Raw genomic sequence first — 19,925 nt, 5'->3', positions numbered from 1 at the left:
CGTCCCTCTCCGACCGCTTCCGCTCCTTGCAAGGATGAGCCCATGCCCGAAGGAGACACCGTCTGGTACACCGCGCGCCGGCTGCACGAGGCACTGGCCGGGCAGGCACTCACGAGGACCGATTTCCGCGTCCCCCGGTTCGCGACGTCGGATCTCGGCGGACGACGGGTCCTCGAAGCGGCGTCACGCGGCAAGCACATCCTCATCCGCGTCGAGGGCGGCGTCACCGTCCACTCGCATCTCGGGATGGAGGGCTCATGGCGCGTCAGCACCCCGCAGCGTCCTGCGCGGGGTGGCAGCGGGCCCGCTCATCAGATCCGTGCTGTCCTGACGACGGCGACAGCCACGGCGACGGGCTACCGTCTCCCCGTTCTCGAACTGCTGCGCACCGACGAGGAGTCCGGGGCCCTGGGACATCTGGGGCCGGATCTCCTCGGCCCGGACTGGGACGCGCAGGAGGCCCTGCGCCGCCTTCTGACCGAGCCTGGCCGCCCCCTCGTCGAAGCGCTGCTGGACCAGCGCAACCTCGCCGGGATCGGCAACGTCTACGCGGCCGAACTGTGCTTCCTCGCGGGCAGTTCGCCCTGGGCTGCCCTCGGGGAACTTCCGCCGTCGCGCCTGGAGACACTTCTCGCCGCGGCGCACAATCTCCTCGACGCCAACAAGGAGCGTTTCGACCGCCGTACGACGCACGCCCCCGCCCGTTCCGACCGCGACCGCGCGCTGTGGGTGTACGGCCGCGTCGGCCGCCCCTGCCACCGGTGCGGCACCACCGTGCGCACGGGCTCGCACGGACCGGCGGACCGCCCCCGCACCGCCTTCTACTGCCCCCGCTGCCAGCCGGGTCCGCACCCCGATGAGCCCGGGACCCCGCCTTCCGGACCGGTCTCCCGCTGACCCTTCGCCCGCATGTTCCCCGCGGTCAGTCGTTGTCCGCTTCGCGCGACCAGCGAACTTTCGTGTCTCGCCCCGCAGTTCGCCGCATCACTTCGTGCCGGTAGGTCTGTGCGGGCCGCCGTACCGTCCTGCTCGGGGCCTGCTGACGGGGAGTTGAGAACGTCACATGGACGGGTATCAGGCCCAGCCCCCAGCCGAGTACCGCTGCCGTCGCGGCTGCCGGAGCGCCGCCGCCCGGGGCTATGAGCCGCCACACCAGCCACGCACCTGCCGCGACGGCCACGGCCGTCAGGGCCCGGCGCACGGGCAGCCGCCGTATGCATCCCGTCATCTCCGCACCTCCCGGGCACGCCGGTCGCTGGTCACGCTCGGCCCATCGTCGCGCACTCCGTGCGACCGCGCGACAGCAGAGCGGCATCAGTGCGTTCTGCCGCACATCAGCGGTCCCGCGGGCCGGCCGCACGGGCTCCGACCGCCTCACGACGCCGAGAGGCCCCGCCGGCGAACCGGCGGGGCCTCTCGGCGAACTCCCGTGGCTGTCCCTGCGGGACGCGCGTCAGGCCGCGACGACGTCGACGGCCTCGGCGGGCGCCTTGATCGTCACGCGCTCCTCCGGCACTCCTGTGACGGACGTCACGGAGATCGGGTTGAGCACGGTACGCCGCATCGGCGCGGGCACCGTCTCGCTCGCAGCGGACTCGGCGAGCTCCGCAAGTGCCAGCTCGTCGCTGACCTCACGCATCAGCTCGGACATCCGTACGTCCAGCGCGTCGCAGATGGAGGACAGCAGCTCGGAGGAAGCTTCCTTCTGACCACGCTCGACCTCGGAGAGATACCCGAGCGAAACCCGGGCAGATGAAGAGACTTCGCGCAGGGTACGGCCCTGGCGCTGGCGCTGCCGACGCAGCACGTCACCCAGCAGGCGACGGAGCAGAATCATCGGTGCTCCTCCCTCTCAACGCGCGGCGTCTTCCACAGCTTGATACCCACCACCCCATCGGGCGTGAATCCTTCAGGCTCCACCGTACCGCCTCGGGCTGCGCCCGTGCGGGGAGCGATGTCGTGTTCACTCAGGGCTGCAAACAACCATTCCCCCCGTCATGTTCCTTATCCTTCCTCCGCGCATTCCCGGCCAGTTCGTCGTGCAGCAGCGCCACGGCGCCCCTCACGCTCCCCCTGCGGATCTCCGCGCGGTCCCCGTCGAGATCCAGTTCCCGGCACACCGTCGCCCCGTCCGGGCCGGCCACGGCCGTGAAGACCGTGCCGACGGACTTGCCGTCCTGCGGATCCGGGCCGGCCACGCCCGTCGTCGACAGCCCCCAGGAAGCGCCCAGCGCCGCTCTCACGCCCTCGGCCATCGCCCGTGCCACGTCCTCGTCGACGGCGCCCCGCTCGGCGAGCAGCTTTCCGTCGACGCCCAGCAGGTCCTTCTTCAGGTCGGTCGCGTACGCCGTCACCGAGCCGCGGAACGCCCGCGAGGAACCCGGTGCCGCAGTGAACTCGGCGGCCACCATCCCTCCCGTCAGCGACTCGGCGACGGCCACGGACTCCCCGCGTTCCACCAGAAGCTCCAGCACATGCGCGGCCCGGTCGAGAAAATCCTCGTCACGTTCCTCCGGCGCAGGGACGTCGGTCACGAGCGCTCCTGCCCGGCCCGGCCCGCCCCTCGTGCCTCCCGCTCCCGGGCACGCCCTGCCCTGCGTAGCACAATCGCCTGCCGGACGTAGTCCAGCCCGGTCACGACCGTCAGCAGGACGGCGACCGCCATGACCCACCAGCGCAGGGTGGCGAGCGGCCCCGTCAGCGCCAGCACGTACATGCCCACGGCGACGCCCTGTGCCAGTGTCTTGAGCTTGCCGCCCCTGCTGGCGGGGATCACGCCGTGCCGGATGACCCAGAAGCGCAGCGCCGTGATGCCCAGCTCCCGGAAGAGGATCACGGCGGTCACCCACCAGGGAAGGTCGCCCAGGACCGAGAGGCAGGCCAGAGCGGCCCCCATGATCGCCTTGTCCGCGATGGGATCCGCGATCTTGCCGAAGTCGGTGACGAGGTCGTAGCGGCGGGCCAGTTCCCCGTCGAAGAGGTCCGTGATCATGGCGACCGTGAAGGCGGCCCAGGCGAACGAGCGCCAGGCGGGATCGTGCCCGCCCTGCCACAGCATCAGCGTCACGAACGCGGGGACGAGCAGCAGCCGCACCATCGTGAGGATGTTGGCGATGTTCCACAGGCTCACTTTGCGCGCCGCGTCCGCGGTGGCAGGTGGCAGGGGCTCGCGCTGGGGCTTGTGCTGGGGTTTCGCCATGGCACCACCGCTCGCCGCGGAGGCCGGGACTCCTGTCATCCGCCGGCCTCCTTGCTGCCTCCGCCGCCCTCGTCGCGCCCCTCGGCACTGCCGTGCAGAGGCTCCGCGACGAGGTCCACGCCTTCTGTGGCGACCACTTTCGCCTCGACCATACGTCCGATCGCGGAGCCTCGTAGCGGCGCGGGACCTCCGCTCAGCAGCACCTGTCCGTCCGTCTCCGGCGCCTGGTGCGCGGCGCGGCCGACCAGCACGGGCCCGTCGGTCTCGTGGGCCTCGCCGCCGCCGGAGCCGCCCGAGCCTTCGCCGTCGGTCTCGACCGCCTCGACGAGCACGCGCACCGTCTCCCCGAGACGCTCCTCGGCTCGCTGCGCCGTCAGCTCCTCTGCCAGCCGGGAGAGGCGCTCGAGGCGTTCCGCGACGACCTCGGGGTCGTTCTTGTCCCCGTAGCCCGCGGCCTCCGTCCCGTCCTCGTCGGAGTACCCGAAGACGCCGACGGCATCCAGGCGGGCCTCGGTGAGGAAACGCTCCAGCTCGGCGACGTCGGCCTCGCTCTCGCCCGGGAATCCCACGATGAAGTTCGAACGGACGCCCGCCTGCGGCGACTTGGATCTGATCGTCTCCAGCAGCCCGAGGAAGCGGTCGGTGTCGCCGAAGCGCCTCATCGCCCGCAGCACCCCCGGGGCGGAGTGCTGGAAGGACAGGTCGAAGTACGGGGCGACCTTGTCCGTCTGCGTCAGTACGTCGATCAGGTCGGGGCGCATCTCGGCCGGCTGGAGGTAGCTGACCCTGACGCGTTCGATGCCCTCGACGGCGGCCAGCTCGGGCAGCAGCGTCTCGAGGAGACGGATGTCGCCCAGGTCCTTGCCGTAGGAGGTGTTGTTCTCGGAGACGAGCATGACCTCGCGCACGCCCTGTCCGGCCAGCCAGCGCGTCTCGTCCAGTACGTCCGACGGCCGCCGGGAGATGAAGGAACCGCGGAAGGAGGGGATCGCACAGAACGAGCACCGCCGGTCGCAGCCCGACGCCAGCTTCACGGACGCGACGGGACTGCCGTCCAGCCGCCGTCGCAGGGGCGCACGGGGCCCGGAAGCCGGAGCGACCCCCGCCGGGAGGTCCTCGGGCCCTTCGGGCGCCTGGGGGCCGTGACCGGGCAGCGCGACGCCATCGGCACCCTGCCGCTCGGCGGGGCTGATGGGCAGCAGTTTGCGGCGGTCCCGCGGGGTGTGCGGGGCGTGCACGCCTCCGCCGAGGATGGTCTGCAACCGGTCGGAGATGTCGGCGTAGTCGTCGAATCCGAGCACACCGTCGGCCTCGGGCAGTGCTTCCGCGAGATCCTTGCCGTACCGTTCCGCCATGCAGCCCACGGCCACGACGGCCTTGGTGCGGCCGCCGCCGTCCGAACCCGCTGCGGATTTCAGGTCGTTGGCCTCGAGCAGCGCGTCGACGGAGTCCTTCTTGGCGGCCTCGACGAAACCGCAGGTGTTGACCACGGCGACATCGGCGTCGGCGGCCTCTTCGACGAGGTCCCAGCCGTCCGCCGCCAAGCGGCCTGCGAGCTCTTCGGAGTCGACTTCGTTGCGTGCGCATCCAAGCGTGACAAGGGCGACGGTGCGGCGTTCGGGCATGGACTCAGCGTACTTCGTCGCGTTCCGTCCACCGGCCGCAGGTGATGCTGCGGCTGGTGGGCGGGACGCGCTCCGGCCGGGTCCTTGCGCGGTCGTCGCACTGCGGTGCCCTGGTCAGGGCTGCGCATCGGGTCGGCGTTGCCGGGGTCAGCCCGCCTCGGGGTCGCCCCTGGTGTAGCTCACTCGCTGCACCTGGCCGTCCTCGCCGACGTCCTTGACCTCCTTGCCGTTGACGTAGAGCTTCACGCCTCCGGCGTTGCCGAGTACGAGGCTGAGGCGCTCGTCGTCGGTGAAGACCTTGCTCTTGCTCTTCTTCAGCACGCCCTCGTGCATCAGCCGTCCGTTGTGGTCCCGCGCGGAGATCCACACGTCCTGCTCGGCCGTCATCTGCACCGTGACCTTGTCGGCGGGGGCGGCGGCGATCGCGCTGTCGGAAGCCTCGGGGCCTTCGGAGGGCTTCTGGTCCTCGGGGTCCGAGCTCTGCGGCGGCTTTGACGGGGTGTAAGTCTCCGTCGGCTCCGCGGAGCGTGACTCCTTCGCTTTCGACGGCTCCTGCTCCCCGCCGCCTCCGACGAGGGTGAAGCCGACGAAACCGACGACCGCGACGATCGCGGCGACCATGGCGGCGGTCCAGTTCGGCCTGCGCCGCTCCGGCCTGATGCGTTCGGCCTCGAAGAGCGCGGCCGGCGGCGTCGGCTGAGGACGTCCGCCGTGGTCCTCGTCGTACTGCGAGACGAGCTCTTCGGGGTCCAGTCCGACTTCGCGCGCCAGGGTCCGGATGTGACCGCGGGCGTAGACGTCGCCGCCGCAGCGGGAGAAGTCATCCTCCTCGATCGCCTGCACGATGGGGACGCGCACTCTCGTAGACGTACTGACTTCGTCCACTGTCAGCCGTGCTTCGTTACGTGCTTGCTTGAGGGCTTGACCGACCGATGGACGGTCCTCTTCCGCTTCATTGCCGATGGACACGGGGGCGCCTTTCGAGCGTGTAGCCACCTGCTGGGGGTTCAGTCTAGGGGCGGGGCAAAAGAGCGGGGCAAGCGGGCGGACGAACTTTGTACGCCATCAGGATTGTCGTACCGCCTGACTTCGGACACTTCCGCACACTCCCATCTCCAACTTGACGTATACGCCAGGGAAACGGTTGCCTCACTCGTCCTTACGGGTGAGGTTCCCCGCGGATCACGGCGAGCACACCATCGAGTTCGTCGGGCTTGATCAGCACATCACGCGCCTTGGAGCCCTCGCTGGGCCCGACCACGCCACGGGACTCCATCAGGTCCATCAGCCGCCCGGCCTTGGCGAAGCCGACGCGCAGCTTCCGCTGCAGCATCGACGTCGAGCCGAACTGGGTGGAGACGACCAGCTCCGCCGCCTGGCAGAGCAGGTCCAGGTCGTCGCCGATCTCCTCGTCGATCTCCTTCTTCTTGCTCTGCCCGACGACGACGTCGTCCCGGAAGACCGGGGACATCTGATCCTTGCAGTGCGCGACGACCGCCTGGACCTCCTCCTCGCCGACGAAGGCCCCCTGCATCCGCACCGGCTTGTTCGCACCCATGGGCAGGAACAGGCCGTCGCCCTTGCCGATCAGCTTCTCCGCACCGGCCTGGTCGAGGATGACGCGGCTGTCGGCGAGGGAGGAAGTGGAAAAGCCCAGCCGTGAGGGCACGTTGGCCTTGATCAGACCGGTCACGACGTCCACGGACGGACGCTGCGTCGCCAGAACCAGGTGGATGCCCGCCGCACGCGCAAGCTGCGTGATGCGCACGATCGCGTCCTCGACGTCCCGCGGGGCCACCATCATCAGGTCGGCCAACTCGTCGACGATGACCAGGAGATACGGGTAGGGCGCCAGCTCCCGCTCGCTGCCCTCCGGCGCCGTCGCCTTGCCGCTGCGCACGGCCGCGTTGAAGTCGTCGATGTGCCGGTACCCGTACGCCGCCAGGTCGTCGTAGCGCAGATCCATCTCACGCACGACCCACTGCAGCGCCTCGGCGGCCTTCTTGGGGTTGGTGATGATGGGCGTGATGAGGTGCGGAATGCCTTCGTAGACGGTCAGTTCGACCCGCTTGGGGTCGACCAGGACCATCCGCACGTCCTCCGGAGTGGCACGGGCCAGCACGGAGGTGATCAGGCAGTTGATGCAGGAGGACTTGCCGGAACCGGTCGCGCCCGCGATCAGTATGTGGGGCATGCGGGCGAGATTGGCCGAGACATACCCCCCTTCGACGTCCTTGCCGAGGCCCACGAGCAGGGGGTGCTCCTCGCCCGACGCCTCGGCGGAGCGCAGCACGTCACCGAGGTTGACCATCTCCCGGTCGCTGTTGGGGATTTCGATACCGACCGCGGACTTGCCCGGGATGGGGCTGATGATGCGCACGTCCGGACTCGCCACGGCGTAGGCGATGTTCTTCGTCAGGGCCGTGATCTTCTCGACCTTCACTGCCGGACCGAGTTCGATCACGTACCTGGTCACGGTTGGACCACGTGTGAATCCGGTGACGGCGGCGTCGACCTTGAACTCGCTGAAGACGTTCGTCAGCGACTCGACCACACGGTCGTTGGCGGCACTGCGCGTACGGCCGGGCCCGCCCCGCTCCAGGAGGTCGAGGGAGGGCAGCGAGTAAGTGATGTCCCCGGAGAGCTGGAGCTGCTCCGCGCGCGGCGGCAGCGACTCCGGGTCCTTCCGGACGGGCGGCTTCGTCAGGTCGGGCACGGGGGTGTCCTCGCGCCGGCCGGTACCCGTCTCACCGCGCTCGCCCCGCGCGGCCGCGTCCCCGGGCGGGGCCTTCTCTCCGGTGGCCCCGCGACGCTCACCGGAGGAGACGCCGTTGCTCAGGTCGGCGACGAGCGGTGAGGGCTGCACGCCGTGCAGCAGCGCCCCGTCGAGCGAGGCCGCAGCACCGGCGGAGACGTCGAACGACTCGTCGGACCGCTCCGCATCCGCCGCCACGCCGCCCCGGCGGCCACGGCCCTTGCGTGAGGAGCGGCGCGCGTCGAGCGCCTCCTTCTCCGCGTGCGCGGGGTCGAGGTACTCCTTGCGCATGTTGTGGGCACGCCCCCGAGCCGGGCGCTCCTCGTCCGTCTCGTCGCCCTCGAACTCACCCGCTGCGGCAGGGGCATCCGCGAGGCCCAGCCGCACGGCGAGGGCACGCAGCCGCCGCGGAATCGCATTGACGGGCGTGGCGGTGACGACCAGCAGACCGAAGACGGCGACGAGTACGAGCAGCGGCACAGCCAGCGCCCCGCCGACCGTCTCGATCAGCGGCCGCGACGAGGCCCAGCCGATGAGGCCCCCCGAGTCCTGGATGGCGCTCTCACCCGCGCCGCGGCCGGGCGCACCGCAGGCGATGTGCACGAGCCCGAGCCCGCCCACGACGAGCGCCGAAAGTCCCACGACGATACGGCCGTTGGCCTCCGGCTTCTCGGGATGGCGGATCAGGCGCACGGCGACGACACCGAGGAGCACCGGCACAAGCAGATCGAGCCGCCCGAAGGCTCCCGTGATGAGCATCTTGATGAGCTCGCCGACGGTGCCGTCGAGGTTGGACCAGGTGCCCGCGGCGACGACCAGCGCGAGGCCGAACAGCAGCAGGGCCATGCCGTCCTTGCGGTGGGCCGGGTCGAGGCCCTTGGTGCTTCGCCCTATGCCGCGCAGCAGCGCGCCGAGCGTGTGGGCGAGACCGAGCCAGACGGCCCGCACCAGGCGGTAGATGCCACCGGTGGGCGACGGCGCGGGTTTGGGTGCCGGCTTGGCCTTCGCCTTGGCGGGAGGCCTGCGCGGTGCTGCCTTCTTGGCGGTGGCCTTCTTCGCCGGCGCCTTCTTCGCGGCAGCCTTCTTCGCGGGTGCTTTCTTGGCTGCCTTTCCGGAGCCTGACGTACGAGAGGCCATGACGGTGAGGTTACCGTCGTCGGGCCCCCGGAGCACGAACGGCTGTGCAGGGCCTGCGTGGTGGCGCCGCGGGTGCCAGGGGCAGGTCTCGCACCGTCGGGGCAGCATGTGGCCGGCAGACCGGTGACGGCGCATCAGGAGGCGGCCCGGCGGATCCCGGCCGCACGGCATGCCGGTACGGGCCGTACTGCTTCCCGGGCCCTGCCCGGTCAGTTCTGGGAGGGCACCTGGGCCGTGGCGCTGCCGCCCGTGCCGGGTTCGAGGGCGTCAAGTGCCCGGCGCAGCCCGGTGATTTTGCGTTCGAGATGCGCGGCCGTGGCGACAGTGGCCGACTCGGCGCTGTCGCCGAGCTGTTTGGACAGCGCTTCGGCCTGCTCCTCCACGGCGGCCAGACGGGTGGACAGCTCGGTCAGCAGTGCGTGGGGCTCGGCGCCCTCGTCGCTGTCCGCGCTCTCGCTCCCCGCCTGACCGGAGGAAGTGCTGCCGTTCTCCAACTGGCGCCGCAGCAACGACGCCTGTTCGCGCAGCTGGACGTTCTTCATGTACAGCTCGACGAATACGGAGACCTTGGCCCGCAGAACCCAAGGGTCGAACGGCTTGGAGATGTAGTCCACCGCTCCTGCCGCGTAGCCCCGGAAGGTGTGGTGCGGACCGTGGTTGATGGCCGTCAGGAAGATGATCGGGATGTCACGCGTGCGTTCCCGGCGCTTGATGTGGGCCGCCGTCTCGAAGCCGTCCATGCCGGGCATCTGCACATCGAGCAGGATGACCGCGAAGTCGTCCGTCAGCAGCGCCTTGAGCGCTTCCTCCCCTGACGATGCCCGCACCAGTGTCTGATCGAGCGCGGAGAGAATGGCCTCCAGCGCCAGCAGATTCTCCGGCCGGTCATCGACCAAGAGGATCTTGGCCTTCTGCACCATGGCCCGTCCTCCTCGCCCCGGCAGTCCGTCGGACACCGCCCCTGAGGGCCGCCCATCGACAGCGCCGCCCGTCCTTGTGCGGGCCATCGTAGCCGCACGCCGGTGTTCACCACACCCTGTCACCGTGATGTCACTGTGTACGCAGCAAAAACGTCTCAGGAGACCGCAAGGTTCCCGGTTGACCGCACTTCCACATATTCTCGGCACACTCTGTCAGCAGCCGACTGCTACGAGCACCGTGCCACATCAGCGCGCACTCATCCACTCCCGCATGACAGACAACAGGTGATCGGTGTCCACAGGTTTCGTGACGTAGTCGGACGCTCCCGCCTCGATGCTCTTCTCCCTGTCACCCTTCATCGCCTTGGCCGTCAGCGCGATGATCGGCAGCCCGGCGAACTGCGGCATCTTGCGGATCGCGGCAGTGGTCGCGTAGCCGTCCATCTCGGGCATCATGATGTCCATCAGCACCACCGTCACATCGTCGTGCTGCTCCAGGACCTCGATCCCCTCGCGGCCGTTCTCCGCGTAGAGCACCTGCAGGCCGTGCTGTTCGAGCACGCTCGTGAGCGCGAAGACGTTACGGATGTCGTCGTCGACGATGAGCACCTTCTCACCGCCGAAGTCGCCGCCGGGGCCCGGCTCGACGAGGTCCTGCCCGCTGTGCAGCCAGGCCTCGTCCTCAGCGGCCCGGGACGCCGTGGAGGCGGCGTCAGCCCCGCTCCCCCGGCCGGCACCGGCACCCGCACCGGAGCTCGTTCGGTCGAAACGGGCCTGCCCTCCACCGCGGCCGTTGTTCAGCGCACGCGGCCCGGGCTGTGCCTCCGGGGGCAGCTCCGGCTGCTGCTCGGGTTCGGCGGCGTTGCGCTGCCTGCGGCGCCGCATGAGGGAGGCCGCGGCCCGTTCCGCCTCGGACGCGGCGATGTCGTTCGCGGCATGCTCCTGGGCCTCCGCGGCCCCGCGCTCCGGGCCGGCCTCGGCCTGCTGTCCCTCTGCCTCCTCCCCGTCCGTCCGGGGAGCCTCCGCGTCCTCGACCCGCTCCAGCGGAGCGATGCGTTCCGCCGCGGCCGCTCCGGTCTCCGCGGCGGCGGCGACCGCCAGCGTGCCCGAGCCGAGCTGGGCATACCCCTGCGGCGGCAGCTCCGTCGGATGCAGCGGAAGGTACAGCGTGAAGGTGGAGCCCCGGCCGGGCTCGCTGGCCGCGTAGATCTCACCGCCGAGCAGCCGGGCGATCTCACGGCTGATGGACAGGCCCAGGCCCGTACCGCCGTACTTGCGGCTCGTCGTGCCGTCCGCCTGCTTGAACGCCTCGAAGATCACACGCATCTTGCTGGCGGCGATCCCGATGCCGGTGTCGGTCACCGAGAAGGCGATCATCTCCGCATCGGCGTCCAGCAGCGATCCGTGCTCCAGCATCTGCTCCCTGATGACGTCGGGAACGTCCGCGTGCGCCGAGCGGATCACCAGCTCGACGGCGCCGGTGTCGGTGAACTTCACCGCGTTGGACAGCAGATTGCGCAGCACCTGCAGCAGCCGCTGCTCGTCGGTGTGCAGCGTGGCGGGCAGCTCCGGTGAGACGCGTACGGAGAAGTCGAGCCCCTTCTCCGCCGTCAGCGGCCTGAACGTGGCCTCCACGTAGTCGACGAGCTGGACCAGCGCGATGCGCGTCGGGCTGACGTCCATCTTGCCCGCCTCGACCTTCGACAGGTCGAGGATGTCGTTGATCAGCTGCAGCAGGTCCGAACCGGCGCCGTGGATCGTCTCCGCGAACTCGACCTGCTTCGGCGAGAGATTGCTCTCCGCGTTGTCGGCGAGCAGTTTCGCGAGGATGAGCAGCGAGTTGAGCGGGGTGCGCAGCTCGTGGCTCATGTTCGCCAGGAATTCCGACTTGTAGCGCATCGAGACCGAAAGCTGTTCGGCACGCTCCTCCAGAACCTGCCGCGCTTCTTCGATCTCCCGGTTCTTGATCTCGATGTCGCTGTTGGTCTGGGCGAGCTGCTCGGCCTTCTCCTCGAGCTGCGCGTTCGACTCCTGCAGCGCACGCTGCCGGTTCTCCAGCTCCTCCGAGCGCTCCCGCAACTGCTCCGTCAGTTCCTGCGACTGCTGCAGCAGGACCTCGGTCTTCGTGTTGACGCTGATCGTGTTGACGCTCGTGGCGATCATTTCGGCGATCTGGTTGAGGAAGTCCTTCTGGATCTGCGCGAACGGCTGGAACGCCGCCAGCTCGATCACGCCGAGGATCGTCCCCTCGAAGACCACGGGCAGCACGATGACGTGCGCGGGCGGTGCCTCTCCGAGCCCGGAGGAGATCTTCAGGTAGCCGGGCGGAGCGTTCTCGACGAGGATCGTGCGCGCCTCCTGCGCGGCTGTCCCGACCAGGGACTCGCCAGGCGTGAAGGTCGTCGGCATGGCCTCCGTCGAGTAGCCGTAGCTGCCGACCAGACGGAGCTCGTAGTTGCATTCCGCGCCGTGGTCCGCGCCGATGCCGACGTCCTCCCTGTCCTCGCCGGTGGAGAAGGCGAGGAAGAACGCGCCGTGCTGCGCGGAGACGACCGGCGTCAGTTCGCTCATGATCAGACCGGCGACGTCCTTGAGGTCGCGGCGGCCCTGCATCAGGCCGGAGATGCGGGCGAGGTTGCCCTTGAGCCAGTCCTGCTCCTGGTTGGCGAGCGTGGTCTCGCGGAGGTTGGCGATCATCGTGTTGATGTAGCCCTGGAGCTGCAGGATCTCTCCCGCGGCCTCCACGTCGATGCGCACGTTGTGGTCACCGCGCGTCACGGCGGTGGCGACGTCGGCGATCGCACGCATCTGGCGGGTCAGGTTGGAGGCCATCTCGTTCACCGAGTCGGTCAGGTCCTTCCACGTGCCCGCGACGCCGCGCACGCGTGCCTGACCGCCCAACTGCCCCTCGGTGCCGACCTCGCGGGCGACCCTCGTGACCTGCTCCGCGAACGAGGAGAGCTGGTCGACCATCGTGTTGATGGTCGTCTTCAGTTCCAGGATCTCGCCGTTGGCCTCGATGTCGATCTTCTTCGTCAGGTCACCGCGTGCAATGGCGGTGGTGACCATCGCGATGTTGCGGACCTGGCCGGTGAGGTTGGAGGCCATCGAGTTTACCGACTCGGTCAGGTCCTTCCACGTGCCGGCGACTCCGGCCACCCGGGCCTGGCCGCCCAGGACGCCGTCCGTGCCGACCTCGCGGGCGACCCTGGTGACCTCCTCGGCAAACGTGGAGAGGGCCGTGACCATCGTGTTGAGGGTGTCGGCCAGCTGCTCGACCTCACCGCTCGCCTCGACGGTGACCTTCTTCGTCAGGTCACCGTTGGCGACCGCGGTGGCGACCTGCGAGATGTTGCGCACCTGGCTCGTCAGGTTGTTCGCCATCAGGTTGACGTTCTCGCTCAGGTCCTTCCAGATGCCGGTGACGCCCGGCACCCGCGCCTGGCCGCCCAGCATGCCTTCGGTGCCCACCTCACGGGCCACCCGCGTGACCTGCTCCGCGAACGAGGACAGCTGGTCGACCATCGTGTTCACGGTCGTCACCAGTGCGAGGATCTCGCCCTTGGCATCGACGGTGATCTTCTTGGACAGGTCGCCCTGCGCGACCGCGGTGGTCACCTCGGCGATGTTCCGGACCTGCGAAGTGAGGTTGTTCGCCATGAAGTTGACGGACTGGGTGAGGTCCTTCCACGTCCCGGAGACGCCCTTGACCTCGGCCTGGCCGCCCAGGATGCCCTCGGTGCCCACCTCACGGGCCACCCGCGTGACCTGCTCGGCGAACGAAGAGAGCTGGTCGACCATCGTGTTGAGGGTGTTCTTCAGCTCCAGGATCTCCCCGCGGGCGTCCACGGTGATCTTCTGGGAGAGATCACCGCGGGCGACGGCAGTGGCCACCTGAGCGATGTTGCGCACCTGGTCGGTGAGGTTGCCGGCCATGCCGTTCACCGAGTCGGTCAGATCCCGCCAGACGCCCGCGACGCCCGGCACCTGCGCCTGACCGCCGAGCCGCCCCTCGGTGCCCACCTCGCGGGCAACCCGCGTGACCTGCTCCGCGAACGAGGAGAGCTGATCGACCATCGTATTGATGGTGTTCTTCAGCTCCAGGATCTCCCCGCGGGCGTCGACCTCGATCTTCTGGGAGAGGTCACCCCGGGCGACGGCCGTGGTGACCTGGGCGATGTTGCGCACCTGCGAAGTCAGGTTGCCCGCCATGAAGTTGACGGAGTCGGTGAGGTCCTTCCAGGTGCCCGAGACGCCGTCGACGCGGGCCTGACCGCCCAGGCGGCCCTCCGTACCGACGTCCCTGGCCATCCTCGTGACCTGCTCCGCGAACGAGGAGAGCTGGTCCACCATCGTGTTGACGGTGTTCTTCAACTCCAGCATCTCGCCGGAGACGTCCACCGCCACCTTCTGCGACAGGTCGCCGTTCGCCACCGCCGTCGTCACCTGCGCGATGTTGCGGACCTGCCCGGTGAGGTTGCGGAAGGCCGTGTTCACCGAGTCGGTGAGGTCCTTCCAGGTGCCGCCGGCGCCGGGTACCTGCGCCTGACCGCCGAGTTCGCCCTCGACGCCGATCTCCCGTGCGACGCGGGTCACTTCCGCGCCGAACGAGGAGAGCTGGTCCACCATCGTGTTCACCGTGGTCTTCAGCTCCAGCATCTCGCCGGAGACGTCCACGGTCACCTTCTGCGACAGGTCGCCGTTCGCGACCGCCGTCGTCACCTGCGCGATGTCGCGGACCTGCGCGGTGAGGTTGCGGAAAGCGGTGTTCACCGAGTCGGTGAGGTCCTTCCAGATCCCGGCGGCGCCGGGCACCTGCGCCTGACCGCCGAGGACACCCTCCGTGCCGACCTCGTTCGCCGCACGGGTCACCTCGTCCGCGAACGTACGAAGCGTCTCGGTCATCGTGTTGATGGTCTCGGCGAGCTGGGCGACCTCGCCCCTCGCGTTGACCGTGATCTTCTGCGAAAGGTCGCCGTTGGCGACAGCCGTGGTGACCTGGGCGATCTCACGCACCTGTGAGGTGAGATTGCCGGCCATGAGGTTGACGGAGTCGGTGAGGTCCTTCCAGACGCCCGCCACTCCCTGCACACGGGCCTGGCCGCCGAGCTCGCCCTCGGTGCCGACCTCGCGGGCGACCCTGGTCACCTCGGACTGGAAGGAGGAGAGCTGGTCCACCATCGTGTTGACGGTGTTCTTCAACTCCAGCATCTCACCGGCCACATGGACGGTGACCTTGCGTGACAGATCACCCTTCGCGACGGCGGTCGTGACGAGAGCAATGTCACGCACCTGAGCGGTCAGCCGGGACGCCATCGTGTTGACAGAATCCGTCAGATCCTTCCACGAACCGGACATACCGCGCACGCGCGCCTGCCCGCCCAGCTTCCCCTCGGTGCCGACCTCGCTCGCAACGCGCGTCACCTCGTCCGTGAACACCGAAAGCTGATCCACGAGCCCGTTGACGGTGCGCCCGACCTTCAGGAACTCGCCGCGCAGCGGCCGCCCGCTGCCGTCGGCCCCGCGGGAGCGCAGATCCATCCGCTGCTCCAGGTCGCCCTCGGCCACCGCGGTCAGCACCCTGCCGACTTCGGAGACGGGCCTGACCAGGTCCTCCACCAAGGCGTTGGACGCGTCGATCGCCGCAGCCCACGAGCCTTCGCACGTCCCCGTCTCGAGCCGCTCCGTCAGCTTGCCCTCGCGGCCCACCACCCGCCGTACGCGGGCCAGTTCACCCGTCAGATGAAGGTTCTGATCGGCGACCTCGTTGAAGACCGCAGCGATCTCGGCCATGGGCCCGTCGCCCGTGACGGTGAGGCGCTTGCGGAAGTTGCCGTCCCGCATTGCCGTCAGCGCCTGCAGCAACCGGTTCACGGATGCCGCGTCGACCTCGATCGTCCCGCTCTTCCGGGAGCGGCTGCTCTTCGCGCGCGCACTCTTGTTACGCACCGCTGCGCCAGACTCCACCGTGTCCCTCCCGAAGGGTCGACCGTCCTGCCGTCATACCCGGGCTTCTGCTTCGAGCCTTCCCAGTGTTTCACCCTGCCCGAACCAGGCGATAACAGTTCGGCAGCATGGCACACGGCTCTCCACAGACCCCGGACGGAAAACACACTGGATCCGGCACCCGCGCACACTGCGAACGTAAGTAACCTGGCTTCCGGCTGTCCATCCGGCCCGCGTTGTGGGCAGAGCGCGAAAAGTGCGGATCGTGTGGAAGCACACGAAGAAGGCGGGGCGGCTGCGGCAACATGAAAGGCAACGGAGGGGCGCTGCGGGTGACGCAAGAGCAGAGCGCCGATCGCGGGGAAATGCCCGCGGACGGCGACGTGGGTCTCCCGGCCGGCGGTAATGGGAACAGCCCGGCAGACGACAGCGTGAGTGCACCCGCCATCGCGGCGCAGCACACCCCGCCAGGCGCGGACGGCGCACCGGCGGGAAGCGATCAGCGATACAAGGGGAGACGAGTGATCACCGCGAGGGCAGCGGCCACGTTCGAGCCTGTCGGACGTTCCGTCGCGACCGCCCGCGCATTCGTGCGGGACACCCTCCAAGGGTGGGGGCTCGGCGACATCGTCGACGACGCCGTCGTCCTGACCAGCGAACTCGTCACCAACGCCGTCGTGCACGCCGGCACGGCCGCCGAAGTGGTGTGCCTGCGCAACGGCGAGGGCGTGCGCATCGAAGTCGTCGACCGCTACCCGGAGCGAGAGTTGCCGCTCCAGGACCCCGCACACGTCCTCGGCAGCCCGGACCGGGAGGGCGGCCGTGGGCTCCTGCTGTGCGCGGCTCTGGCCTCGCACTGGGGCGTGGACTACACGGCCGCCGACAAGCGCGTCTGGTTCAGCCTCGACCTGCCCGAACGCCCCGTCGGCACTCGCGCGGCAGGCCCCGCACTGCCCGACGACGCGCTTCCCGTCGCCGACAGGCGCGTACGGGTCGCAGTCGTGCAGGTCGACCGCGGCGGCGCGATCGCCGCCTGGAACGAGGACGCCCAGCAGCTCTTCGGCTACCCGGCCGATCAGGTCGTCGGCAAGCCGCTCACCGACTTCGCCGCATGGCCCCACACCCCCGGCACCAGCACAGGCATCGCCGAAGCGCTGCACCTCTCCCGGTGGGAGGGCTCGTACGGGCTGCGGGACGCAGACGGCCGTACGATCCCCGTCTACGCCTCCCACCTGCGCGTGCGCGACAGCGACGGAGAACCGTCCACCGTGTGCCTGCTCGTACGGGACCACGAACGTGCCGTTCTTCAGTCCCCGCTGCGCTCCCCGGCACCGGACTCGGCCGCCCGCCAGGACACCGGAGACGGCCCGGCCGACCCCTTCGAAATCTTCATCGGTTCCCCGGCCCCCGACGATCTTGACGGGCTGCTCCAGCGCACCGTGGAACGCGCACGCGACATGCTGGACGGTGACTCGGCCTACCTCCTCCTCGCCACGGACGACGAGACGGAACTCGAAGTGCGCGCCTCCACCGGGCTGCCCTCCGCGCGCCAGCGCTTCGCCCGCGTACCGGTCGAGGCGGGCACCGGCCGGTACGGGTCGGCGCGCATGCCTTCAGTGCACGAAGACCTCACCGTCGTGCCGGGTGCCGTCCCGCTGCTGGCCGGTACCGGCATGCGTTCCGTCGTCACGGTCCCGCTGAAGGTCGAGGGCCGGCTGACGGGTTCGCTGGGCGTGGCCACGGAAGCGCCCGGCCGGTACACCAACGAGGAGGCGCTGCGCCTCCAGTTCGCCGCCGACCGCATCGCGCTCGCCGTCGAACGGGCCCGTCTCACCGAGCTGGAGAGGCTTCGGCGCGGCTCGCTCTCCTTCCTCGTCGAAGCGTCCGACCTGCTGGCAGGCACGCTGGACAGGGACCAGACTCTGGCCCTCATGGCACAGATGACGGTGCCCACCCTGGCGGCATGGTGCGCCGTCTACACCGTGACCGACCCCGGCTCGGACCCGCAGCTGTCGTATGTGCTGCACGAGGACGAGGACCGCATCGACCACCTCAAGTCGCTGCTCAGCAAGGTCGATCCGCCGGAACCGGTGCCCGCTCCCGGCGCCCGCGTGTGGAGTGCGCCGTCCGACGAGGCGCACTCGGCGGCCCTGCGCAGTTCGCTGCGCACCGTGGTGCTCGGCGAGGAGGAACACCAGCTCTCGCCCGGCTCGACGCGGGCCACGGCGTCGGCGGTGGGCGGCGAAACGGTGGTCCTGCCCCTGGTCGCGCGCAACCGCGTCATCGGGATGCTGACGCTCGGCAAGCCGGCGGACGAACGGTTCAGGCAGGAGATCCTGGAACTCGCCGAGGACCTCTCCCGCCGTGCCGCACTGGCCCTCGACAACGCGAGGCTCTACTCGGAGCGGACGGCCATCAGCCAGTCGCTGCAGCGCAGCCTGCTGCCCCCCGAACTCCCCGAAGTCAGCGGCGGAGTCGAGGTCGAGGTGATCTACCGTGCGGCCGGCGAAGGCAACGAGGTGGGCGGCGACTTCTACGACCTCTTCGACATCTCCGAGGACACCTACGGCTTCGCCATCGGCGACGTCTGCGGCACGGGGCCGGAGGCGGCAGCCGTCACCGGCCTGGCGAGACACGCGCTGCGCCTGCTCGCGCGCGAGGGTCTGGGTGGGCCTGCGGTCCTGGACAGGCTCAACACGGCGATCCTCGACGAGGGAGCGCGCAGCCGCTTCCTGACGCTGCTGTACGGGGAGTTGCGGCCGCAGCGCGACGGGAGCGCCGAGCTCAAGGTCGTCTGCGCCGGGCATCCGCTGCCGCTGCGGCTTCGCCAGGACGGCAGCGTGGAACCGGCCGCGGACCCGCAGCCCCTCCTGGGCGTCATGGAGGACCTCGAACTGTACGAGCAGACCGTCTTCCTGGACCCGGGCGATGTACTGCTGTGTGTCACGGACGGCGTGACCGAACGCCGCGAGGGCACGCGGATGCTCGGGGACGACGGTCTCGCCGACGTGCTGACCAGCTGCACCGGACTGACGGCCGGGGCCGTGGCCGCAAGGATCATGCGCGCCGTCGAACGCTTCGCGAGCGCGGCTCCCTCGGACGACATGGCCATCCTCGCCATGCGCGTGCCCGAGTAGTCCCGGGCCGCAGCCACCGGCAGCGGGGCACGACAACGAAAAGGGGGGCTTCCGTCCTCGGACGGAAGCCCCCCTTCGAACTGCTTGTTCAGAGCCCCAAAACGGAATCGAACCGTTGACCTTCTCCTTACCATGGAGACGCTCTGCCGACTGAGCTATTGGGGCGCGGCAGCGGAGTCGATCTTACCTGATGCGGCAGCCCGCCACGAATCCCCGTCCCGCGGCGACAACCACCGTGCACCGTCTGCCGGTTCGTCTCCTGGTTCGCAGCGTGCGATCTTCAGCAGGCCGCATCCATCAGCAGCCCGCCGAGGCCGTTGCAGGCGGAGACCATCCGGTGGAGTTCGCGCTTCGTCATCGACGCCTCAACGGGAAGAGCCAGTGTCTCGTCCGCCGCCCGCTCCGACTCGGGAAGCCACACATCGGTGCGGAACTCCGCGGTACGGTGCGCCGGATTCTTCACCGGTACGTAGCAGCCCACACCGCGTGCCCTGAGCGCGTGCTTGAAAGCATCGCGGTCGGGCCGCCCGTTGCCGGGCACACGCACCACGTACTCCGTGAACTCGTGCTGAACCCCGAGAGCGACGGCCGGCGTCACCACGCCTCGCAGGCGGCGCTCCAGGTAACCCGCCGACTGCCGACGGCGCGCGCCGTCGATCGAGGCCACAGTAGAACCGGGGCCGGGATCCACGACGTGCAGACCGTGCCTCTGCGCCAGCTCACGCAGGCAAACCATGTCCGCGGGGTGACCGAAGAGATGGACGGGCGCTATGGCAACCGTCCGGTCCGTCACGGCGGCCTCCGCCGCCGAGGGGGACAGGCAGAAACTCAGGGGATCGATGTCCGCGAACACCGGCCTGGCCCCCACCGCACGCACCGCGCCCGCCACTTCGGCACCACCGAAGGCCGGCACCACAACCTCGTCTCCGCTTCGTATGCCGGCGGCCTTCATCTCTGTCGCGCTCATGCCGCCGATGGTGAGCGCGGAAAATGAACTCCCGGTAACCACACGAATAAGGGCTGTGGTTCCCGAACCCAACAGTTCGAGAACCACAGCCCTTCAATAGTAGTTCGGCGGTGTCCTACTCTCCCACACGCTCCCGCATGCAGTACCATCGGCGCAGTAAGGCTTAGCTTCCGGGTTCGGAAAGTAACCGGGCGTTTCCCTCACGCTATGACCACCGAAACACACCCCCCACACATGGC

Annotated in this window: 12 protein-coding genes, 1 tRNA gene and 1 rRNA gene; 2 read left to right on the top strand and 12 right to left on the bottom strand. The window is 69.4% G+C overall.

What is annotated here, in order from left to right; all coding sequences use genetic code 11:
- Window positions 1–42: 42 nt before the first annotated feature.
- On the top strand, window positions 43–897 hold the full coding sequence (locus tag H180DRAFT_RS22060) for an Fpg/Nei family DNA glycosylase (RefSeq protein WP_055487863.1): 855 nt from the start codon (window positions 43–45) through the stop codon (window positions 895–897).
- A 25-nt stretch (window positions 898–922) separates the two neighbouring features.
- Here H180DRAFT_RS22060 and H180DRAFT_RS29575 read toward each other — a convergent pair whose 3' ends face one another.
- The 9 genes from H180DRAFT_RS29575 to H180DRAFT_RS22020 form a co-directional block, all read right to left on the bottom strand.
- Window positions 923–1,228, bottom strand: coding sequence for a hypothetical protein (locus H180DRAFT_RS29575; RefSeq protein WP_139151426.1), 306 nt, complete (start codon window positions 1,226–1,228; stop codon window positions 923–925).
- Between the two features lie 225 nt (window positions 1,229–1,453).
- Window positions 1,454–1,837 carry a helix-turn-helix domain-containing protein gene (locus H180DRAFT_RS22055; RefSeq protein WP_028437492.1) on the bottom strand — a complete coding sequence of 128 codons (384 nt, stop codon included), beginning with the start codon at window positions 1,835–1,837 and terminating at the stop codon, window positions 1,454–1,456.
- 130 nt (window positions 1,838–1,967) lie between these two features.
- On the bottom strand, window positions 1,968–2,534 hold the full coding sequence (locus tag H180DRAFT_RS22050; protein ID WP_055487862.1) for a CinA family protein: 567 nt from the start codon (window positions 2,532–2,534) through the stop codon (window positions 1,968–1,970).
- Window positions 2,531–3,238, bottom strand: coding sequence for a CDP-diacylglycerol--glycerol-3-phosphate 3-phosphatidyltransferase (gene pgsA, locus H180DRAFT_RS22045; RefSeq protein ID WP_055487861.1), 708 nt, complete (start codon window positions 3,236–3,238; stop codon window positions 2,531–2,533). The genes H180DRAFT_RS22050 and pgsA overlap by 4 nt, the downstream gene beginning before the upstream one ends.
- The gene (gene rimO / locus H180DRAFT_RS22040) at window positions 3,235–4,824 is read right to left on the bottom strand and encodes a 30S ribosomal protein S12 methylthiotransferase RimO (protein WP_055487860.1); all 1,590 of its coding nucleotides are present in this window, start codon (window positions 4,822–4,824) and stop codon (window positions 3,235–3,237) included. Before rimO ends, pgsA begins: the two co-directional genes overlap by 4 nt.
- Before the next feature lie 147 nt (window positions 4,825–4,971).
- Entirely contained in the window at window positions 4,972–5,793 is an 822-nt protein-coding gene (locus H180DRAFT_RS22035) for a helix-turn-helix domain-containing protein (protein ID WP_055487859.1), read from the bottom strand.
- A gap of 190 nt (window positions 5,794–5,983) precedes the next feature.
- A complete protein-coding gene (locus tag H180DRAFT_RS22030; RefSeq protein ID WP_055487858.1) occupies window positions 5,984–8,716 on the bottom strand; it encodes a DNA translocase FtsK in 2,733 nt (910 codons plus the stop codon).
- Between the two features lie 209 nt (window positions 8,717–8,925).
- Window positions 8,926–9,636, bottom strand: coding sequence for a response regulator (locus tag H180DRAFT_RS22025; protein ID WP_055487857.1), 711 nt, complete (start codon window positions 9,634–9,636; stop codon window positions 8,926–8,928).
- A gap of 246 nt (window positions 9,637–9,882) precedes the next feature.
- The gene (locus tag H180DRAFT_RS22020) at window positions 9,883–15,603 is read right to left on the bottom strand and encodes a HAMP domain-containing protein (RefSeq protein WP_055487856.1); all 5,721 of its coding nucleotides are present in this window, start codon (window positions 15,601–15,603) and stop codon (window positions 9,883–9,885) included.
- A 500-nt stretch (window positions 15,604–16,103) separates the two neighbouring features.
- Between H180DRAFT_RS22020 and H180DRAFT_RS22015 the strand changes: the two genes are divergently transcribed.
- Window positions 16,104–18,719, top strand: a complete 2,616-nt coding sequence (locus H180DRAFT_RS22015) for a SpoIIE family protein phosphatase (protein ID WP_254666139.1) — start codon at window positions 16,104–16,106, stop codon at window positions 18,717–18,719.
- A gap of 92 nt (window positions 18,720–18,811) precedes the next feature.
- On the opposite strand, the gene H180DRAFT_RS22010 is transcribed toward H180DRAFT_RS22015, so the two are convergent.
- The 3 genes from H180DRAFT_RS22010 to rrf all read right to left on the bottom strand — a co-directional run bounded on the left by H180DRAFT_RS22010 (window position 18,812) and on the right by rrf (window position 19,905).
- Window positions 18,812–18,884, bottom strand: a tRNA-Thr gene (locus H180DRAFT_RS22010).
- A 115-nt stretch (window positions 18,885–18,999) separates the two neighbouring features.
- Window positions 19,000–19,686: a DegT/DnrJ/EryC1/StrS family aminotransferase gene (locus H180DRAFT_RS22005; protein WP_079100311.1), complete on the bottom strand. Its 687-nt coding sequence runs from the start codon at window positions 19,684–19,686 to the stop codon at window positions 19,000–19,002.
- Between the two features lie 102 nt (window positions 19,687–19,788).
- Window positions 19,789–19,905 (bottom strand): 5S ribosomal RNA (gene rrf, locus H180DRAFT_RS22000).
- Between the last annotated feature and the right edge of the window lie 20 nt (window positions 19,906–19,925).

The sequence above is a fragment of the Streptomyces sp. WMMB 322 genome, assembly GCF_900090145.1.
Taxonomy (GTDB): domain Bacteria; phylum Actinomycetota; class Actinomycetes; order Streptomycetales; family Streptomycetaceae; genus Streptomyces.
This window is presented reverse-complemented; position numbering and strand designations above follow the sequence as displayed.

What these genes read in the sequence shown, in the direction of transcription:
- H180DRAFT_RS22005 (WP_079100311.1), bottom strand. Translation starts at nt 19,686, where the DNA reads ATGAGCGCGACAGAGATGAAGGCCGCCGGCATACGAAGCGGAGACGAG.
- H180DRAFT_RS29575 (WP_139151426.1), bottom strand. Translation starts at nt 1,228, where the DNA reads ATGACGGGATGCATACGGCGGCTGCCCGTGCGCCGGGCCCTGACGGCC.
- H180DRAFT_RS22060 (WP_055487863.1), top strand. Translation starts at nt 43, where the DNA reads ATGCCCGAAGGAGACACCGTCTGGTACACCGCGCGCCGGCTGCACGAG.
- H180DRAFT_RS22055 (WP_028437492.1), bottom strand. Translation starts at nt 1,837, where the DNA reads ATGATTCTGCTCCGTCGCCTGCTGGGTGACGTGCTGCGTCGGCAGCGC.
- H180DRAFT_RS22025 (WP_055487857.1), bottom strand. Translation starts at nt 9,636, where the DNA reads ATGGTGCAGAAGGCCAAGATCCTCTTGGTCGATGACCGGCCGGAGAAT.
- rimO (WP_055487860.1), bottom strand. Translation starts at nt 4,824, where the DNA reads ATGCCCGAACGCCGCACCGTCGCCCTTGTCACGCTTGGATGCGCACGC.
- H180DRAFT_RS22030 (WP_055487858.1), bottom strand. Translation starts at nt 8,716, where the DNA reads ATGGCCTCTCGTACGTCAGGCTCCGGAAAGGCAGCCAAGAAAGCACCC.
- pgsA (WP_055487861.1), bottom strand. Translation starts at nt 3,238, where the DNA reads ATGACAGGAGTCCCGGCCTCCGCGGCGAGCGGTGGTGCCATGGCGAAA.